The following is a 19,069-nucleotide window of genomic DNA, read 5'->3' on the forward strand; positions in this document are numbered from 1 at the left end:
GGGCGCTTCGGGCGGAGCGCAGGGATCAGAAGATGCCGTTGTAGATGTCCCAGCCGTAGCCGATCTTGACGCGCTTGTCGACCTTCCCGGTGCCGGTGGACGTGTAGCGGTACACGTCGCCCTTGCCGTCGACGCCGACCAGATCGGCCTTGCCGTCACCGTTGAAGTCACCCGGCGCGGCGAACAACTTGTAGATGTTGTACCCGGTACCGATCTTCACGCGTGCCTTGAAGGGCGCGGACGCCTTGCCCGTGCCCCGGTAGAGGTACAGGTCGCCCTTGCGGTCGCGGGCCACCACGTCGGAGAGCCCGTCGCCACTGAGGTCACCGGCGCCGACGATCAGGTTGTACGTGTCCCAGCCGTAGCCGACCTTGAGCTTGGTCGCGAACTTGGAGCCGAGACCGTTGCCCTGGTACAGGTACACGTCGCCCTTGCGGTCGCGCGCCAGCAGGTCGCCCTTGCCGTCACCGCTCAGGTCGCCGGGACCGGTGAGGCTGTCGTAGACGTCCCAGCCGAGGCCGATGAAGTGGGGCCCGGTGAACAGCTGGCCCTGGTACAGCAAGGTGTGATCGGGGAGGCCGTCGTTGTCGAGCGACGAGGCGAGCCCCCGCGACCCCGTGTTCCCGCCGCCGCTGGGCTCGCCGCTCTCGTTGCCGGTGGCTCGGGGGAAGAACTGTCCGTTGTTCCTGGACTCGTAGCCCCAGAGTTCGCCTTCGTGGGTCCGGGCCTCGATCTCGTGCTTGCCGTAGTCCGGGTTGCCGCCCGCGCCGACGAGCAGCGACGCCTTGCTCCATCCGGTGCCGGCGGAGACGGGCGTCGTGAGACTGCCGTACCCGGTGGACCGGTAGATGGAGATGTCGCCGTTCTGCCTGCGGGCGATGACGTCGCCGAGCCCGTCGCCGTCGACATCGTCGACACCGACGAGCTGGTTGAAGGCGTCGAAGCGGTAACCGGTCTTCCAGCGGGCCTTGAACGGCTTCGTGATGTCGCCCGTACCGGCGTAGAAGTACAGGTCACCGGACGGAGTCCGGGCGAAGACGTCACCGATGCCGTCGCTGTTCGAATCGTTGACAGCCACGATCTGGTCGTAGGCGTCCCAGCCGTAGCCCACCTTGACGCCGGCCTTGAAGGGCGCGCTGTCGACTTCTCCGGTGGACCGGTACGCGTAGATGTCGCCCGAGGGCGTACGCGCCAACAGGTCGCCGCGGCCGTCACCGCTCAGGTCACCGGTAGCCACGACCTTGTTGTACTTCTGCCACCCGCCGCCTGACCAGGTGGATTTGCTGGTGTCGTATGCGTCCAGGCTCCGGTACAGCGACAGCTTGCCGACCGCGGACAGGGTGAGGACTTCGGGCTTGCCGTTGCCGTCGAGGTCGCCCGGCGTGATGATGTCCTTCGCCAGCTCGTCGTAGTCGTCGCGGTGGATCGTGTACTGGAAGGCGCCGTTCCAGTAGTCCCGGATGACGTGCATTTCGCCGTCCGCGCTGCGGTACATGATGTCGTTGTGCCCGTCGCCGTCGACATCGAAGCGCGGCTTCGCGGGGAAGGCCGCAGCCTCGGCGCCGGAGGCAGCGGCCGCCTCGGGCTTCTTCGCGGTCCGCTTCGGCAGGACGAGGGTCGGCTGCGCACCCTGGTCAGGGGTGAGACGCGGTGCGGTGTCACGCGGTGCGGGCGCCGCGTCGTCGGCCGAGGCCGGAGCCGCCAGCAGCATGCCGGCGGAGAGAACGAGTGCGGTGCAGGCCGCGATCCGCCGCGCGCGCTTGGAGCGCGCGGAAACGGCACGGCCGGGTTCCACAGAAGACAAAGCCCCCCCAGGGGTACGTGGTGGAACCGGGAGAACGCGTTCACGGACGCCTGACATGCACGTCATGCGTGGTGAAGAGTTCCCGGGATGTTCACAGACTCTACAACTGTGACTCCCGGGAACAGAGTGGTTTGTGACGCAGCCGGTTGCGCCCCGGCCGCGCCACCGGAGGCGTCACCACCGGAGGCATCCCCTCCGCCACCGGCGGAAAGGCCCGCCCGTCGAGGCCGGGTACCGGTGTCCGAGTGGTCTGACATCATGCGGCCGTGATCTCCGCGGACGACGACCTGCTGACCGGCCTCGACGAAGTGGACTGGGCGCACCTGAACCACGCCTACGGGACAGCAACCGACGTCCCCGGCCAACTGCGCGCCCTGTGCGGGGATGACGACCAGGCACGGCAGCAGGCCCTCAGCGACCTGTTCAACCATCTCGCGCACCAGGGCGTCCGCTGCCAGGCGTCACCGTACGCCGTGCCGTTCCTTGCCCGGATCGCGCTCACCGGCCCGGACCCGGCCCGGGAAGACGCGTTGAGGCTGCTGACCGGACTCGCGGTCGACCGGGACGAGGAGTGCGAGATCATCGACGGGGCCGACATCGCCGCGTGGCGCGCGGAGGCCGCAGAGAACTCCTCCGAGAAGCTTCTCCCCCTGTACGACGCGGAGTTGGCGGCCGAGCAGGACGAGCAGCGGCACCGCGATCTGCGGGACACCCGGGACTGGCTGGCGGCCGGCAACCCGGTCGATCCCCGCGACTCCTCGATGCGTTCGTACGACGCCGTACGCGCCGAACTCCCGTCCCTGTGCCGCCTCCTGGACGATGAGAACCCCCGGGTGCGCACCAGGACCGCCTACCTGCTGGCCTGGTTCCCCGAACTGGCGGGCGCCTCTCTGCCTCTCCTGCTCGGCCTCGCTTCGCGCGAGGACGACGCCGTCGCGAGGGCCACCTTGCTCGTAGCCGTCGGCATCCTCGGCCCGAAGACGCTCCCGGACCCCCTCACCGCAGGTCTGGACGCCGAGGACGGCCTCGTACGCTGGGCCGCCGCCGCCGCCCTCGCGCAGACCGCCCGCAGCGCCGCACTCGACGGCCGGCTCCTCGACCGGGCCGTCGCCGTACTCGCTGCCGCAGCCACGGCCCCCGCGCCCGTACCCGCGACCGACTTCGGCCGGGGCGACTTCCACGGCCACACCGCCGACGTTCTGCTCGCCCTCCCGCCCTCCCCCACCGCACGCGCCGCGGTCGCCGCCTGCCTGCCGTCCGTCAGCGCGACACAACGGGCGTCCATGGCGAAGGCGGTGCTGCCGGACCTGTTCCCCGGCCCCCTGGCTGCCCCCCGCCCCCCGTACGCGCGGCTCCCCCGCCCCCAGCAACAGCTTCTGTACGCCCTTGGCGACCTGCCCGAAGGCTGGTGGAACACGGAGGGAGACCTCGGCGAGAGCCTCGCCGCTCACGGACTTCCGGCCACGCAAGCGGACTTGCGCACGTACATCGGGCTTCCCGCGGCCGGCCCCGGCTGTCAGTGGCGTCTGCTGTGATGAAGGACGGAAACGACGACGCACGACGCGGAGGCGGAACAGTGGGCACGTGGGGCGCGGGCAACTTCGACAGCGACACGGCGGCCGATCATCTCGCGGAGCTGGCCGGCCGGCTGGTGACCGAGGTGACGGAGGCGATGGCCGGCGATCCGGTGGAGCTGGAACCGGACGAGTACTGGGGTGTGACCGTCCCCTGCAACCTGGAGTTGCTCCTCCTCCTGGACCGGCAGGGATGGGTGGGCCCGACCCTCCCGTCGCCCGAGGTGATCCGGACCTGGCAGAAGACGTTCCTGGCGGTGTGGGAGCGGACGATCGACGGCCTGGAACCGAAGCCCGCGTACAAGGACGAACGCAGGGCGGTACTCAACCAGACGTTCGAGCGCCTGGCCGAGGCGTCGGCGGCGGCAGCGGCGGGGTAGGAGCGCTGGTTCACGGGACCGTTGACGAGGCTGTGGTGGCGCAGGCTGCTGACGAGTGTCTTCGCGGCGGGGCGGACGGGATCCGTGCCGGGTGCCAACGGCGTTCACCACGTGAGGCGTTACGGGGTCCCCGCGACGCCCCACGGGTCCGGGGCCCGGACCGCGGCTGACCGGGCGGGACTTGGCGTCCGTGCGGGCGGAGAGCCGCACTCACCGCACGGGGAAGCCGAAGGAGTACCCCTGCTCCCGCAGCCAGGGCAGCACCTGGCGCAGAGCGGCCAGGGTCTGGGAGCGGTCACCGCCCGCGTCGTGGAAGAGGACGGTCGGCCCGTTGGAGATCTCGCTCTTCACGGTGGCGACCATGGTGTCCACCCCGGGATGCTCGAAGTCCTTGGTGTCGATGTTCCAGCCCAGCGGCCGCATCCCCCGGGACGCGGCGAGATGCCGGCTGTACGGGGTGAAGGCGCCGCCCGGGGCCCGGTAGTACTGCGGCCGGACGCCACCGGACGCCTTGGTGATCATGCGTTCGGCGTCCAGGATCTCCTGGGACTGGTAGGCCTCGGACTTGGTGTCCATGGCGGTGTCGTGCGAGACCGTGTGGTTGCACAGCCGGTGGCCGCCCGCCACGACCGCCTTGACCAGGTCGGGGTGCGCCTGGGCCTGCGTGCCCACCATGCAGAACGTGGCCTTCACACCGCTGTCCTTGAGCAGTCGCAGCACCTGCGGCGTCCAGGTCGGGTCGGGTCCGTCGTCGATGGTGATGTTGACGCCCTTGGCGCCGCGGTCCGAGGCGTGCGCGATGTCCTCAGCCACCTTGGCCGCCTTCCCGCCCTGGGCCCGGCCGTCCGGCGAGGAGGCGTGCGCCTGCGGCTGACGCCCTCCGGCGGTCTCGGCCTGTGCGGTCCACACCGAGGTCGCGGCGGCCAGCGCCGTCACTCCGAGTGCCGCCGCCAGAAGCCGGCTGTGCCATCCCCTTCCCTTGTGCTTCGCCATGTCCGCCCGCCCCTTTGTCGTCTCCGCCGATGCCGTGCACCCATCAAGACACACGAACACCCTCACAAGATCCCTCGGTTACCGATCGCGGACAAATCTGCAGGGGGCCGGCGACATTCGAAGGGGTTCCGCGACAGGTCCGAGCGGCCCGAACGGCCGCTGGAGGGAGGGGCGTGGTGCCGTTGACGGTGCGGGGCCGGGCCGGATCGGTGGTCCGGTAGCGTCCGCGCCATGACCGCCGATCAGTTCTCGATATCCACCGAGCGGGAAGCCCTCTGCGGGTTCCTCGACAAGCAGCGCGCCGATCTGCTGCGGAAGATCAGGGGCGTCTCGGACGTGGATGCCCGCAGGACACCGACGGCGAGTTCGCTCTCCCTGCTGGGCCTGCTCAAGCACTCCGCCCTCTGGGAACGCCGCTGGTTCCAGGTCATCGTGGCGGGGCGGGTGCTCCCCGGCGAGTGGCCCGAGCCGGAGGACCGCGACTGGGACGCCGAGGACTTCCGTGTCGGCGAGCAGGACACCGTGCAGCACTGGACGGCCTACTTCGAGGAGCAGGCGGCCACCTCGCGCGAGATCACCGCGGGCCTGGAGCTGGACGCCCCGTGCGGCCGGGCCGACCTCATGGACCGGAACCTGCGGTGGGTCCTGCTCCACATGATCGAGGAGACCGCCCGGCACGCCGGACACGCCGACATCATCCGGGAGAGCATCGACGGCAGTACCGGCATCTATCAGGTCGTGTCCTGAGTCCCGTCCGATAGGTCGTGTCCTGAGTCCCGTCCGATAGGTCGTGTCCTGAGTCCCGTACGACTCGCGTGCCCCGGACGCGGACGGCCCGGCGGGGCCGAGCGCCGCGTCCGGGAAGCCCCGTGCCGCGTGACCGGCCCTCAGTCCTCGGGCCGCGCCGTCATGACGGTCTGCGTCTCAGATGTCTGCGTCTCAGATGTCGGTGTTCCGGATGTCGGTGTACCGGATGTCGGTGTACCGGACGACGGTGTCCGCTTCGCGTCCGGTGCCCGCCGCACCACGGCGATGGACACCGCACCCAGCGCACAGGCGATGCCCGCCACGAGGTAGGCGAGGTGGTAGCCGGTGAGCCGGTCGTCGCTGGTCGCTGCGACCAGGACCATGACCGCCACGCCGACACTGGCGCCGATCTGCTGCGCCACGACATTCACCGCACCGGCGACCGCGTGCCGTTCCGGCGCGACACCGGTGAGCCCGGCGGACGTCATCGAGGGGAAGTTCAGCCCCTGGCCGATCCCGCTGATGACGAGGCCGGGCAGCACGTGCAGCGCATAGCCGCCGTGGTGCGGTGTGGTCATCCACAGCGCTGTTCCCCCGCCGATCAGGACGAGCCCGACGGCCATCAGCGTGCGCGGGGTGTGCCTGGCCAGCAGGCGGCCGGTGGCGTAGTTCGCGGTGAGGAACACGGCGAGCGACATCGGGACGAGCGCGAGGCCGGACTCCAGCGGCGAGTAGTCCAGCATCCCCTGCAGATACAGCGGCGCGAAGAACAGCATCCCGACCGAGCCCATGTACTGGAGGAACGCCGCCAGGCTCGCGGCCCGTACCGAGGAGACCCGGAAGAGTCCGAGCGGGAGCAACGGGTCGGCGGTGCGGTGTTCGCGCACCACGAAGAGCGCCAGGAAGGCCACCGCGGCACAGAGCGCGCTCCACGCCAGTGCGCCGTCACTGCTCGCGCCGACCACCAGCAGGGTCAGCCCCAGCGTGCCCGATACCGCCCCGGGCAGATCCAGCCGGCCACCGCGCCCGGCACCGCCGGGCAGACCGGCCCGCGTCACCGCCAGCACGCCCAGCCCCAGCACGACCGAGAACCACAGCACCGAACGCCAGCCGAAGAACTGGGTCAGCACCCCGCCCAGCAGCACCCCGCCGCTGAAGCTCGCCGCGCCGACCGCGGCGTACACGCTGAAGGCCCGGTTGCGCGCCGGACCGGCCGGGAACACCTCGGTCAGCAGGGCCAGCGCCGCCGGACCCGACAGGGCCGCGCCGATGCCCTGGGCCGCCCGCGCCCCGAGCAGCACGCCCGTGCTCGGCGCCACGGCGCCCACCAGCGCCGCCACCGTGAACAGGGCGATCCCGCACTCGAACACCCGCCGCCGGCCCAGCACATCGGCCAGCCGGCCGCCCACCAGCAGGAACCCGGCGAACGTCACCGCGTAGGCGATCATGACCCACTGGAGCGTGCTGTCCGCCAGACCGAACCGGTCTCCGACGGACGGCAAAGCGGCGTTGAGTACTCCGAGACCGCTCACGTCCAGGGCGAGCGCCCCGGCCAGCACCGCGAGGGCCAGGCCGGGACGGCCCCGCGGTATCGCCCCCGTACCGGTCATGCGGCACTCCCCGCGAACGCGCTCACGGCTGTGCCGGGCAGGGGGGCGGTGGTTGCCGGACCGGCCGGCGGGGTGTGGATTCCCGCCCCGCTGTCCGGTCGTCGGGGGTACGCGGCCCCGGTCGGTAAGCCGGCCGCGCGGGCGTCGGCCGACACCCGTTCGTGGTTGCTGTATTTCATGCCGAGCAGCTTGCAATGCGGCCCGCCCGCTGTCCAGGCCACCCCCGCTCCTCGGCCATGACGACCGGACCGCCGCACTTCCGGAGAAGCGCAAGACGGCGAACCAGTCACCCGGGGGCCAGTTCTCGCCAGCGCATCTCCTGACCCGCGAAGAACACTTGTCTCCCCATTCGCCGAGTGGCACTCTGATGTGCGTCGGTCGGGCGAGTGCCTCTTATTCCGGTCCACGTCAGTCCGCATAGTTACTGACCAGGAAAATGTAATCCCGGCGCTCATCGGCAGTGGCAGTGCGGAGGACGAGTTCCGTCCGCATGTCACCGAGGACAATGCGGTCGCTGATCGGCTCGGCCAGGAAACGGATGATGCACCCCGGCGCTCGAACTGCCGGGCAGCGATGCCGAACCGGATCGGAATCCGGTTCGGCCAGGACGACTTGACGGGGGTTGGGTCTCGGTGCGCGTACCAGTTTCTCGACAGCCATGCCGCGCTCTCCGGGGCGGGACTTCCTGTCCCGCCCGGCCCGGATCCCCCTGCCCCTGAGAGGGTCTCCCCGCGAGCGGCTCCCGTACGGAACTCGGCACGGCCGAGCGAATCCCTGATTCACGCGTTCTTCGGTCCGGTCGCCTGTGCGCCGGCTGATCCCTTTTGACAACCACCGGACACGGCCGCGTATGCACGCATGCCCGCATACGTGCCACGGCCACCTCATTTCCCGCTGTTACCGCATGGTTGACGGAGTTTCCGCGCCCTCAAGCAACCGGCCGCAAGCTCTACCAGTACATTTCATTTGCCTTGCCGAGGAGCCGAAATGCCCCAGGAGCACGCAGCACGTGATGTGCACGACGTAACAGAATTCCTTATTTCTCGTGTGGTTGATCTGATGGACGTGTCCAGGGACACGGTGGACCGCTGGGCACCGCTGCACCGGTACGGTCTGGACTCGCTGAAGCTGTCTCGGATCGCCGCCTCGCTGTCCGATTTCCTCGGCCTGAAGGTTCCGGTCACCTGGATGTGGCAGTACCCGACCATCGACGAGTTGTCCCAGGTGCTCGTCGACGGTCCGCCCGCGGCCGCGACCGCCCCGGGCCGCGAGCGGCGTACCGGATCGCACGAGCCCATCGCGATCGTGGGCATCGGCTGCCGGTTCCCCGGCGGACCGGACCCGTCCGCGTTCTGGCGGCTGCTGACCGAGGGCCGGGACGCCGTCGGCCCGGTGCCGGCCGCGCGGCGCGAGCTCCTGGGCGACGCGGTGCGCTGGGGCGGATTCATCGACGGCATCGACCGGTTCGACCCGCTGTTCTTCGGCATCTCACCCCGTGAGGCCGTCCAGATGGACCCCCAGCAGCGGCTGGTCCTGGAGCTGGCCTGGGAGGCGCTGGAGGACGCGGGGGTCGCGCCGCAGAGCCTCGTCGGCAGCGACACCGGTGTGTTCATGGCCTCCTGCTGGGGCGACTACGCCGCGCTGGCGCACTACCGCGGCCCCGACAGCCGGATCACCCCGCACACCGCGACCGGCATGCACGACGGCATCATCGCCAACCGCGTCTCCTACGTCCTCGGCCTCCAGGGCCCGAGCATGGCCATCGACGCCGCCTGCGCCGGATCGCTGGTCTCCGTGCACGTGGGATGCCAGTCGATCTGGATGGGCGAGAGCGAACTGGTCCTGGCCGGCGGCGTGAACCTGAGCTTCGTCCCCGACTACTACACCGCCATGGCCCAGATGGGCGCGCTCGCCCCGGACGGCCGCTGCAAGCCGTTCGACGCGCGGGCCGACGGCTACGTCCGGGGCGAGGGCGCCGGAGTCGTCGTGCTGGCCCCGCTGAGCGTGGCCATCGAGCGCGGCCTGCCGGTCTACTGCCTGATCAAGGGCAGCTCGTCCCAGAACGACGGCCTGAGCAACGGCATGACCGCGCCGAACCCCCAGGCGCAGGAGCTGATGCTCCGCAACGCCTACCGCCGGGCCGGTATCGCACCCCGGCTGGTGGACTACATCGAGTGCCACGGCTCCGCGACGCCCCTCGGCGACCCGATCGAGGCCAACGCCATCGGCGCGGTCCTGGGCGGTGACCGCGCGGAGCCGCTGCGGCTCGGTTCCGTCAAGTCCAACGTCGGGCACCTGGAGGCCGCCGCCGGCATCGTCGGCCTGGTCAAACTCGCCCTGTCGATCCGCAACGGCGTGCTGCCACCGAGCCTGCACTACGCCTCCCCGAACCCGCAGGTCATGTTCGACGCGTACAACCTCACCGTCCAGGACCGGCTGACGGCGTGGCCGCGACGGTCCGACGCGCGCCGGGCGGGCGTCAGCTCGTTCGGCTTCGGCGGCGCGATCTGCCACGTCGTCGTCGAGGAACTGCCGCATCCCGAGGGCTCGCTCCTGCTGCTGGCCGAGGACTCCCGGGAGGCGCTGGCCGCGCGGGTATCGGCGCTGCGGGACGAGAACGACCTGCGGGCGGTCTGCGGGCGGACGCACAACGGCGGCCCGTTCCGGCTGGCGGCCGCGGCCCGTGACCTGACCGAGCTCCGGGCTCAGCTCGACGCCTTCACCGCCGGCTCGGCGGCCGACGGGCTGAGCGTCGGGGAGCAGGCGGAACGCGTGCCGCGGGTGGCGTTCCTGTTCTCGGGCAACGGGTCGCAGTGGGTGGGCATGGGGCGGCAACTGCTCGCCGGTATGCCGGTGTTCCGGCGGTCCATGGTGCGCTCCGACCAGCGGATGCGGGAGCTGCTGGGCTTCTCGCTCATCGACCAGATGCTGGCGCCCGACGGCCGGATCGACGACATGGACGTCTTCCAGCCGCTGCTGTTCTGCATCCAGGTCGCGCTGGCCGACGCCTGGCGCTCACTGGGGGTGGAGCCGGACGTGGTCGTGGGACAGAGCGTCGGTGAGTTCGCCGCCTCCCACATCGCCGGGGCGCTCGACTTCGACGACGCGTCGCGGCTGGCCGCCTGCCACGGCCGGCTCCTCCAGCAGCTGGCCGTCGGACGCGGCGAGGGCATCGTGGTGACGACCGGCGCGGACGTCACAGGGAAGTACCTGAGCGGCGGGCTCACGCTCTCCGGACACAACGGCCTGAGCTCCACCCTGGTCACCGGCACACCCCAGGAGATCGACGGGCTCGTCCAGCGGCTGAGCGACGAGGGCATCACCAGCCACCGGGTGCGGATGGGCCACGCGCCGCACTCCCCGCTGGTCGACCACGTCCTCGCACCGCTGAGGGCCGGACTCGACGGCATCCGGCCCCGGACCACCCGCATCCCGATGATCTCCACGGTCACCGGCGAACGCGTCGACGGCGCGGAGCTCGGGCCGGACTACTGGGCGGACAACCTGCGCGGCGAGATCCGCGTGGTCGACGCCCTGACGGCCCTGCGCGGCCACGACATCGACGCGGTGATCGAGCTCAGCCCGCATCCGGTCCTGCTCAAGTCCGTGGCGGAGATCCTCCCGGCGGCCACCCTGCCCTCGCTGCGGCGGGGCGCCGACGAGGCCAGGACCCTGCTCGGTTCGCTCGGCGCGCTGCACGCCGCCGGCCACCCCGTCACGACGGGCCCGTTCACCGCGGGCGACCGGGGCCGGCACGTCACGCCGGGCCGGGGCGACGTCGCGGCCGACGAGCAGGTGCAGCTCGTGCCCGTCACGGCGCGCTCGGCGGACGCGCTGGCCGACACCTGCCGCGAGCTGTCCAACCACGTCGAACGCGACCCGGGCCTGCGGGCCTCCGACCTGGCCTACACCCTCGCGACCAGGCGCACCCACCACAACCACCGGACCGTGCTGCTCGCCCGCAACCGTCAGGACGTCCTGGACGGGCTCGCCCGGACGGCCGCCGGCCTGCCGCACCCCGGTGTCGTCACCGGCACGGTCGCCGGCAACCGCGACCAGCGGGTGGCCCTGGTGTTCTCCGGCGGCGGCACGCAGTGGGTCGGCATGGGCCGGGAGCTCCTGCGCTCGCACGCCGGATTCCGTGCCCGGATGCACGCCTGCGACGCCGCCGTGCGCGCGGCCGGCGGCTGCTCGGTGCTCGACCGGCTCGCCGCCCCGGCGGACCGGGCCGGTTTCGAGGAGATGGACGTCCAGCAGCCCGTCCTGTTCGCCCTCCAGGTCTCGCTGGCGCAGGTCTGGCTCGACCTCGGTATCCGGGCGGCCGCGGTCGTCGGGCACAGCCTGGGCGAGGTCGCGGCCGCGTGCGTCTCCGGCTCGCTGTCGCTGGAGGACGCCGCCCGCGTCGTGGTCGCCCGCTCGCACCTGCTCGAACGGCAGGCCGCCGCGGGCGCCATGATCTCGGTCGACCTGCCGGAGCGGGAGCTGCTGCCGTGGATCGCCCCGTACGCGGAGCACGTGGCCGTCGCCGTGGTGAACAGCCCCACCAGCGCGGCGGTCTCCGGCTCGCCCGAGGCCGTCGGCGCCCTGGAGGCCGATCTCCGCCGGGCCGGGATCGCGACCAGGAAGATCCGGGTCGAACGGCCGGTGCACAGCCCCGGCATGGACCCGCTGATCCAGCCCCTGCGCGAGCGCGTCGAGGGCATCACCCCGCGCACGGGCACCATCGACTTCCACTCCACGGCGTTGGCGGACACGGTGAACCCGGTCGTCGGCGTCGACTACTGGGCGCACAACCTGCGCAACCAGGTCCGGTTCGCCGACACGATCGGTGCGCTGGTCGACGCCGGTGTCGGCAACTTCGTCGAGATCGGCCCGCACGAGACGCTGCGCGGCGCGGTCGAGGAGATCGCGCTGACCCGTGGCGCGGACGTGCACGCGGTCAACTCCCTGCGGCGTGACGAGAACGACGTCCGCTGCCTGCTGGGGGCCGCCGCTTCGTTGTTCGTGAGGGGCGTGCCGCTCACGTTCGACTCACTGTTCACCGACGACGCCGAGGTCGTGGAGACCCCGCTCGTGCAGTGGCAGAAGGACCGCTACTGGCTGGACACCGAGCCCCGCGCCCGCGCCGCGTCGGCACCGGTCGCCGAACCCGTGGTCCGGGCCGAGGAACCGACGAACGGGCCGGTGAGCGCGACCACCGGCGCGGCCGCGGACGTGGGGTCCAGGCCGCTGGAGGACGTCGTCCTCGGCGAGATCGCCGACGCGCTGGGGGTGCCGGCGGACAAGTTCGACGCGGGCGCCGCCCCGCGCGACTTCGGCCTCGACTCGATGCTGGCGATCCGCCTCGTCAACAGGTTGCAGTCGCTGTTCGGGCACCGGGTGTCGCCGGTGGTGTTCCTGGACGGCCGGACCGTGGCCGAGGTCGTCGACCACGTCGTCGGGACCGTCGGCGCTCCGGCCGCGACCACGGCGCCCGAGCCGGCACCGGCCGTCCGCGAGGAACCCCGGAATACCCGGCCACAGACCCAGTCACAGCCGGATCCGCCCGGGGGCGGGCAGGACCGGGCGTTCCTCGACGGCCTGTCCGAGCTGGACGCCGAGGAGCTGGTCGAGGAACTGGCCGCGCGCGGACTGCTGGACGCCACCGACGCACCGGCGTTCGACCAGTTGCGCGCCGACGGTCTCGGACTCGAACTGGCACCGGTGTCGCACGGCCAGGCCTCCCTGTGGTTCATGCAGCAGGTCGCGCCGGACGCCGTGCCCTACAACTTCATGGTGGCCGCCCGGATCCGGAGGGAGGTCGACGAACAGGCCCTCGACCGCGCCGTGCAGGCCGTGATGGAGCGCCATCCCGCGCTCCGCACGCTCTTCGTCGAGGCGGGCGGCAGCCCGTACCAGGTCATCCTGGACGAGCCGGTGTACGAGTTCGTCGTGGTGGACAGCGCCGGGCTGGACGACGAGGAGGCGCGCGAGGAGCTGGCCGGGTACGGGCATCTGCCGCTCGACCTGGACAACGGCCCGCTGGTGCGGGTGGTGCTGATGACGCGGGGACCGGCGGACCACTACCTGCTGGTGCTGGTCCACCACATCGCGTCGGACGCGGCGTCGGCCGACGTGATGATCCGCGAACTCCAGGAGTTCTACGAGGGCGCGGACCCCGCGAGCCGGGAGCCGGTCGCCCCCTACACGGAGTTCGTCGAGTCGGAGCGGCGGTGGCTGGCAAGCCCGGCCGCTGACGCCGCGCTGACCTGGTGGTCGCGGAAGCTGGCCGATCCGCCCGCCCCTCTCGACCTGTCCACCATGGAGCGGCCTCCCGGCGTCACGTACGAGGGCCGCGACCTCACGTTCCGCTGGAGCGCGGAAGAGACCCGTCTGCTGCGGGAGTTCGCGCTGCGGGAAGGGGTGTCGATCAGCACCGTGGTGCTGGCCGGCTTCTTCGCCACGCTGAACCGCGCGGCCGGTGTCGAGGACTCCGTGCTGGCCACGGCCATCGCCCAACGCGGCGAACCGGGCTGGGAGTCGGCCATCGGCTACTACCTGAACACGGTGCTGGTACGGGCGGAACCCAGCGGCGAGCGCAGCTTCCGGGAGCTGCTGAGCGAGGTCCACACCTTCTCGCTCGGACTGCTCGAACACATGAACTACCCGCTCGACCTGTTGGCGTCCACCCTGAAACCGGCCAGGGCGGAGGGCCGCTCGCCGTGGTTCGACGTGGTCGTGAACTGGCTCTCCTCGGACGCGTTCCCCCGCTCCGTGAAGCTCTTCCACGGCATCGGCGACACCATCGCGCCCGGCAGCGCCCTGCCGCTCGAACCGCTGCCGGTGCGCAGGCACCTCGCCAAATTCGACCTGGAGATCTCGATGGCCGACATCGACGGCGAGGTCGTCGGCCACATCCAGTACAAACCGAGCTATCTGGAGAGGCAGACCGTGACGGCCCTGCTCGCGCTCTACCGCACCGTGCTCTTCGCCTCGATCGCCCACCCCGACCTGGCCCTCCAGGACATCGCGCCGAACGGCCGCCCCGAGGAGACAGACCAGTGACCGAGACCCTGCACTCCGAGTTCATCGAGCAGGCGGTCAAGAACCCCGCCGCCCCCGCGGTCTACTCCGACGCCGGCGTACTGGCCTACGGCGACCTGAACGCCCGCTCCCGGGCGCTGGCGGAACAGCTCGTCGCCGAAGGCGCCGGCCCCGGTGTCCCGGTGGGCATCTGCGTCGAGCGCACCCCCGACCTGCTCGTCGGCATCCTGGCGATCCTGCGCACCGGCTCCTGCTACGTACCGCTGGACCCGAACTACCCGGCCGAGCGGCTGGACTTCATGGTCCGGGACAGCGGGACCCGCCTGCTGCTGACCACGCCCGCGTCCCTGGCCAACTGCCCGGCCGGCCCGACCGCGGTCCTGCTGGGCGAGACCGTGACGACCCGGCCGGGCGAGAGGCCCGTACCCGTCGTGCCCGGCGACACCGCCTACATCATCTACACCTCGGGCTCCACGGGCCTGCCCAAGGGCGTGGCCATCCACCACAGCGGCTGCGTCGCCATGCTGGCCGAGCTGGACCGGATCTTCGACGGCTGCGACCTGAGCGGTGTCTCCGCGGCCAGCTCGGTCTGCTTCGACATGTCCGTGATGGAGATCTTCGGCGCGCTGTGCCGCGGCGGCGCCGTCGTGCTCGTGGAGAGCGCCGTCCACCTGCCGGAGAGCCCGTACGCCGACCGGATCACCCACCTCAACGTCGTCCCGTCGGTGATGAACGGCCTGCTCGACGCCGCCTGTCTGCCGCCGAACGTGCGCACGGTGGTGTTCGGTGGCGAGCCGCTGCGGCGCAAGCTGGTGGACCGGGCGTACGAGGAGACCGCCGCGGAGCGGGTGTTCAACGCCTACGGCCCCACCGAGGGGACCGTCTTCTGCTCGTTCAAGCCGGTGCCGCGGGACGGGACCGGCGAACCCTCGATCGGGACGCCGTCGACGGGCGTCCGCGCCTACGTCCTCGACGAGAACCTGAAGAAGCTGCCCGCCGGTGTGCCCGGTGAGCTGTACATCGGCGGCGCCGGCCTCGCCCACGGCTACGTCAACCGGCCGCTCACCACGGCCGAACGGTTCGTGCCCGACCCGTTCGTGGAAGGCGAACGCATGTACCGCACCGGTGACATCGTCACGTTCACCGAGGACGGGGAACTCCGGTTCGGCGGCCGCTCCGACCACCAGGTCAAGCTGCGCGGCTACCGCATCGAGCTGGAGGAGGTCGAGGCCCGGCTGACCGGCTGCCCCGGTGTCCGGGAAGCCGCCGCCGTCGTACGGGGCAGCAGGCTCGTCGGGTACGTCGTGCCCGCGGACGACCCCCGCGAGGGCGTCTGGCTGGACGCCGCACTCCAGGCCGCCATCACCGACAGACTCGCCACCGGACTCCCCGACCACATGGTGCCCAGGACCCTGGTGTTCCTGACCGCCCTTCCGCTGGCACCGGGCGGAAAGCTGGACCGCGCCGCGCTCCCCGAGCCGCCGGCCGCCGAGTCAGGCCCGCCCCTGAGGGCCGCCGGCACCCCGACCGAGGTGGCGCTCTCGGAGATCTGGGGCCAACTGCTCGGCCTCGAACCGGCCGGCATCGACGTCCAGGCCGCCTTCTACGACCTGGGCGGCGACTCGCTGCTGCTCGTCCGGCTGGCCCGGCTGATGACCCGGCGGTTCGGCCGCCGCGTCCGCGTGCCCGACCTCTTCAGCTTCCGCGACATCTCCTCCCTCGGCCGCTGGCTCGACGACGACAGCGGCGCCACCCCCGAGGTGGTCCAGTCGGCCCGCCTGCGCGCCACCACCCGCCGCGCCGCGCTGCGCGGCCGCCGCACCTCCACCGGCAGCTGAGCCACCCCACCCGACCCGAGGCAGGAGCCTTCCATGACAGAAAGCCCCGAGCAGGACTACGACCCGGGCGATGTGGCCGTCATCGGCATGTCGTGCCGGACACCCGGCGCCCGGACCAAGGAACAGTTCTGGGACAACCTCGTGCACGGCAGGGAGTCCGTGTCGTTCCTGGCCAAGGACGAGATCATGGTCGACGAGACCTTGATCCACAACCCGTTCTACGTACGGGCCTGCGGTGTGCTCGACGGCTACGACCGGTTCGATCCCACGGTGTTCGGGATCAGCGACCGGATGGCGAGCGCGATGACGCCGGAGAACCGGCTGTTCCTGGAGAGCGCCTGGGAGTCGATGGAGGACGGCGGCTACGACCCGGACCGGGTCAAGGCCGAGGTGGGCGTGTACGGCGCCAACAACCCGCAGACCGCCGCGCTCTACGGCTCCCCACCGGACCGGGCCTCGGTCGGCCCCGAGGCGATCGAGGCGAGCCTGGCGTGGTCGCCGGACACCATGACGTCCAACGCGCTGTACTACATGGGGCTGACCGGCGAGGCCGTCACCCTCGCCGCCGTCTGCGCCGGCTTCCACTACGCGGTCCACCTGGCCTGCCAGTCGCTGCTGCTCGGCCAGACCGACCTCGCGATAGCCGGTGGCGCCATGGTCCGGCTCCCGCACCCCCGCGGCCATCTGTGGGAGGAGAACCGCGTCCTGTCCAAGGACGGCCACTGCCGCCCGTTCGACGCCAACGGGACCGGCACCGCGCTGTCCAGCGGTGTCGTCACACTGCTCCTGAAGCCGGTGGGCCAGGCGGTCGCCGACCGCGACCACATCTACGCCGTGGTCAAGGGCTCGGCCGTCAACAACAACGGGGTCAGCGCGATGGCCTACGGTCTGGCGCAGCCCGAGCGGCTGAGCGCGTGCATCGCCGCCGCCATGGAGGTCGGCGGCATCACCCCGGACACCGTGTCCATGTACGAGGCCAACGGCCTCGGTCTCCCGGTGACCGACGAGCTGGAGGTGCACGCGGCGACCATGGCGTACGGCAAGCAGACCGGCACCAGCTCGATCGGCGGCGTCAAGGGCAACGTGGGCCACGGCGGCGTGGTGTCGGGCGGCTTCGGCGCGATGAAGGCCGCGCTGTCCCTGTACCACCGGAAGCTGGCGCGGACGGTCAACCTGACGGAGGTCAACGAGGACCTCGACTTCCCCAGCACCCCGTTCGTACCGCAGCTGGAGTCGGCGGACTGGGAGCCGGAGTCCGGCATCCGCCGGGCGGGCATCACCTCGCTCGGTGGCGGCGGCTACAACGCGCACCTGGTGCTGGAGGAGCCGCCGGCCGTCGCCGAGCGGGCCCCGGAGGCCGTCGGCAGGCCGCGGCTGGCCACGCTGTCCGCCATGGACGACGACGCCCTCGCCCGGCAGTGCGCGCGGCTGAAGGACTGGCTGGCAGCAAACCCCGGACTGCGGCTGGACGACGTCTGCTTCAGCCTCACCATGGGCCGCAAGGTGATGGACCGCCGGTGGGCGGCCGTGGTCCGCAGCCGCGAGGAGCTGATCGGGGCGCTGTCCGCCGGCTCCTCCCCCGGCCCGGCCGTCACCACCGGGCACGCCCCGCGGGTGGACGCGGAGTCCTTCCCGCGCAACGACGACGGGATCGTGCACTCCGGCGCGGACGCACCGGCGCTCTCCGCTCTCGCCGCGGCCTGGGTGAACGGCGAGCGGGTGGACTTCGCCTCCCTGCACCTCGGGGAGACCAGCCACCGCGTGCCCCTGCCCACCTACCCCTTCCAGCCGCGCCGGTTCTGGCGTACGGACTGGTGACCGTGAACACACGGGCACCGGCACCCGGCACCGTGGACCTGGGCGACCCGGACACCTTCGCGGACCACGACCTCGACGCGTACTGGCGCACCCTGCGGGACACCGCCCCGGTGCACTGGAACCCTCCGGCCGACGGCCGCGGCGGGTTCTGGGTGCTCTCCCGCCACGACGACATCATGGCCACCTACCGGGACGACGTGAACTTCACGTCCGAGCGCGGCAACGTGCTCGTCACGCTGCTGGGCGGCGGTGACGCCGGCGCCGGCCGGATGCTGGCCGTCACGGACGGGCACCGGCACCACGAGCTGCGCAAGATCCTGCAGCGGGTGCTCTCGCCCCGGGTGCTCGACGAGGTGGCGCGGGCGGTACGGGTCAGCACCCGGCAGCTGATCCGCGAGGCGGTCGAGGACGGCGGCTGCGACTTCGCCGGGCAGATCGCCGGCCGGATCCCGATGACCACGATCTCGAACCTGCTCGGCGTCCCCGAGGAGGACCGGGACCACCTGCTCACCCAGACCAAGACCGCCCTGTCGACCGACGACGAGGACATCGGCGAACTCGACTCCGAGATGGCCCGCAACGAGATCCTGATGTACTTCATGGACCTGGTCGAGCTGCGGCGCGAGTCGCCGGGCGACGACGTGATCAGCATGCTGATCGGCAGTTCCGTCGACGGTGTGCCGCTCTCCGACGAGGACGTCGTACTCAACTGCTACAGCCTGATCATCGGGGGCGACGAGACCAGCCGGCTCACGATGATCGACTGCGTCCACACGCTCGCGGCCCGGCCCGAGCAGTGGCGGCGGCTCAAGGACGGCGAGGTCGCGATCGACACCGCGGTGGACGAGGTGCTGCGCTGGGCGTCACCCACGATGCACTTCGGGCGCAGCGTCGTCCACGAGACAGAGCTGCACGGCGTCCGGCTGCGGCCGGGCGAGATCGTCACGCTCTGGCACGCCTCCGGCAACCGCGACGAGCGGGTCTTCGACCGGCCCGGAACGTTCGACCTCGGCCGCACCCCCAACAGGCACATGGCCTTCGGCTACGGCCCGCACTTCTGTGTCGGCTCGTACCTGGCCAAGGTCGAGATCGCCGAACTGCTCATGGCCTTGCGGGACTTCGCCACCGGGATCGAGCAGACCGGGGAGGCACGGCGCATCCGGTCCAACTTCCTCACCGGGCTCTCCGCGCTGTCGGTGCGGCTGCGGCCCGATCACTCCGGACTGAAAGAGGCCGACGGGTGAGCGGGCCGGCCCGGCCGGTCGTGTCCGCCCGCCGCAGA

Annotated in this window: 11 protein-coding genes; 7 read left to right on the top strand and 4 right to left on the bottom strand. The window is 71.5% G+C overall.

Annotated features, from left to right (window positions below):
• Window positions 1–25: 25 nt before the first annotated feature.
• A complete protein-coding gene (locus ACIQM0_RS27700) occupies window positions 26–1,795 on the bottom strand; it encodes an FG-GAP repeat domain-containing protein (RefSeq protein ID WP_401291850.1) in 1,770 nt (589 codons plus the stop codon).
• A gap of 275 nt (window positions 1,796–2,070) precedes the next feature.
• On the opposite strand from ACIQM0_RS27700, the gene ACIQM0_RS27705 reads away from it, so the two are divergent.
• Together ACIQM0_RS27705 and ACIQM0_RS27710 are read left to right on the top strand one after the other, a co-directional pair.
• Complete coding sequence (locus ACIQM0_RS27705) at window positions 2,071–3,339, top strand: hypothetical protein (RefSeq protein ID WP_401291549.1); 1,269 nt, start codon at window positions 2,071–2,073, stop codon at window positions 3,337–3,339.
• Between the two features lie 41 nt (window positions 3,340–3,380).
• On the top strand, window positions 3,381–3,758 hold the full coding sequence (locus ACIQM0_RS27710; RefSeq protein WP_401291853.1) for a DUF4259 domain-containing protein: 378 nt from the start codon (window positions 3,381–3,383) through the stop codon (window positions 3,756–3,758).
• Between the two features lie 210 nt (window positions 3,759–3,968).
• Here ACIQM0_RS27710 and ACIQM0_RS27715 read toward each other — a convergent pair whose 3' ends face one another.
• Window positions 3,969–4,751, bottom strand: coding sequence for a polysaccharide deacetylase family protein (locus ACIQM0_RS27715; protein ID WP_401291552.1), 783 nt, complete (start codon window positions 4,749–4,751; stop codon window positions 3,969–3,971).
• A gap of 231 nt (window positions 4,752–4,982) precedes the next feature.
• On the opposite strand from ACIQM0_RS27715, the gene ACIQM0_RS27720 reads away from it, so the two are divergent.
• On the top strand, window positions 4,983–5,498 hold the full coding sequence (locus tag ACIQM0_RS27720; protein WP_401291555.1) for a DinB family protein: 516 nt from the start codon (window positions 4,983–4,985) through the stop codon (window positions 5,496–5,498).
• Between the two features lie 140 nt (window positions 5,499–5,638).
• Here ACIQM0_RS27720 and ACIQM0_RS27725 read toward each other — a convergent pair whose 3' ends face one another.
• Window positions 5,639–7,108: an MFS transporter gene (locus ACIQM0_RS27725; RefSeq protein WP_401291558.1), complete on the bottom strand. Its 1,470-nt coding sequence runs from the start codon at window positions 7,106–7,108 to the stop codon at window positions 5,639–5,641.
• A 408-nt stretch (window positions 7,109–7,516) separates the two neighbouring features.
• Window positions 7,517–7,768 (bottom strand): hypothetical protein, encoded by a 252-nt coding sequence (locus ACIQM0_RS27730; RefSeq protein WP_401291561.1) that lies wholly within the window; start codon window positions 7,766–7,768, stop codon window positions 7,517–7,519.
• Between the two features lie 399 nt (window positions 7,769–8,167).
• Here ACIQM0_RS27730 and ACIQM0_RS27735 point away from each other — a divergent pair, with 399 nt between their 5' ends.
• From ACIQM0_RS27735 to ACIQM0_RS27750, 4 genes are read left to right on the top strand one after another with little or no spacing between them, the layout of a single operon-like run.
• On the top strand, window positions 8,168–14,152 hold the full coding sequence (locus tag ACIQM0_RS27735) for an acyltransferase domain-containing protein (RefSeq protein ID WP_401291564.1): 5,985 nt from the start codon (window positions 8,168–8,170) through the stop codon (window positions 14,150–14,152).
• A complete protein-coding gene (locus ACIQM0_RS27740; protein WP_401291567.1) occupies window positions 14,149–15,969 on the top strand; it encodes an amino acid adenylation domain-containing protein in 1,821 nt (606 codons plus the stop codon). The genes ACIQM0_RS27735 and ACIQM0_RS27740 overlap by 4 nt, the downstream gene beginning before the upstream one ends.
• Window positions 15,970–16,002: 33 nt before the next feature.
• Window positions 16,003–17,787: a beta-ketoacyl synthase N-terminal-like domain-containing protein gene (locus ACIQM0_RS27745; RefSeq protein WP_401291569.1), complete on the top strand. Its 1,785-nt coding sequence runs from the start codon at window positions 16,003–16,005 to the stop codon at window positions 17,785–17,787.
• Window positions 17,784–19,031 (top strand): cytochrome P450, encoded by a 1,248-nt coding sequence (locus ACIQM0_RS27750; protein WP_401291572.1) that lies wholly within the window; start codon window positions 17,784–17,786, stop codon window positions 19,029–19,031. Before ACIQM0_RS27745 ends, ACIQM0_RS27750 begins: the two co-directional genes overlap by 4 nt.
• The last annotated feature ends 38 nt before the right edge of the window (window positions 19,032–19,069 follow it).

This window comes from Streptomyces sp. NPDC091387, assembly GCF_044756945.1.
Taxonomy (GTDB): Bacteria; Actinomycetota; Actinomycetes; order Streptomycetales; family Streptomycetaceae; genus Streptomyces.

Coding starts and splice junctions, on each gene's coding strand:
- ACIQM0_RS27715 (WP_401291552.1), bottom strand. CDS start 4,751: ATGGCGAAGCACAAGGGAAGGGGATGGCACAGCCGGCTTCTGGCGGCG.
- ACIQM0_RS27720 (WP_401291555.1), top strand. CDS start 4,983: ATGACCGCCGATCAGTTCTCGATATCCACCGAGCGGGAAGCCCTCTGC.
- ACIQM0_RS27725 (WP_401291558.1), bottom strand. CDS start 7,108: ATGACCGGTACGGGGGCGATACCGCGGGGCCGTCCCGGCCTGGCCCTC.
- ACIQM0_RS27730 (WP_401291561.1), bottom strand. CDS start 7,768: ATGGCTGTCGAGAAACTGGTACGCGCACCGAGACCCAACCCCCGTCAA.
- ACIQM0_RS27735 (WP_401291564.1), top strand. CDS start 8,168: ATGGACGTGTCCAGGGACACGGTGGACCGCTGGGCACCGCTGCACCGG.
- ACIQM0_RS27745 (WP_401291569.1), top strand. CDS start 16,003: ATGACAGAAAGCCCCGAGCAGGACTACGACCCGGGCGATGTGGCCGTC.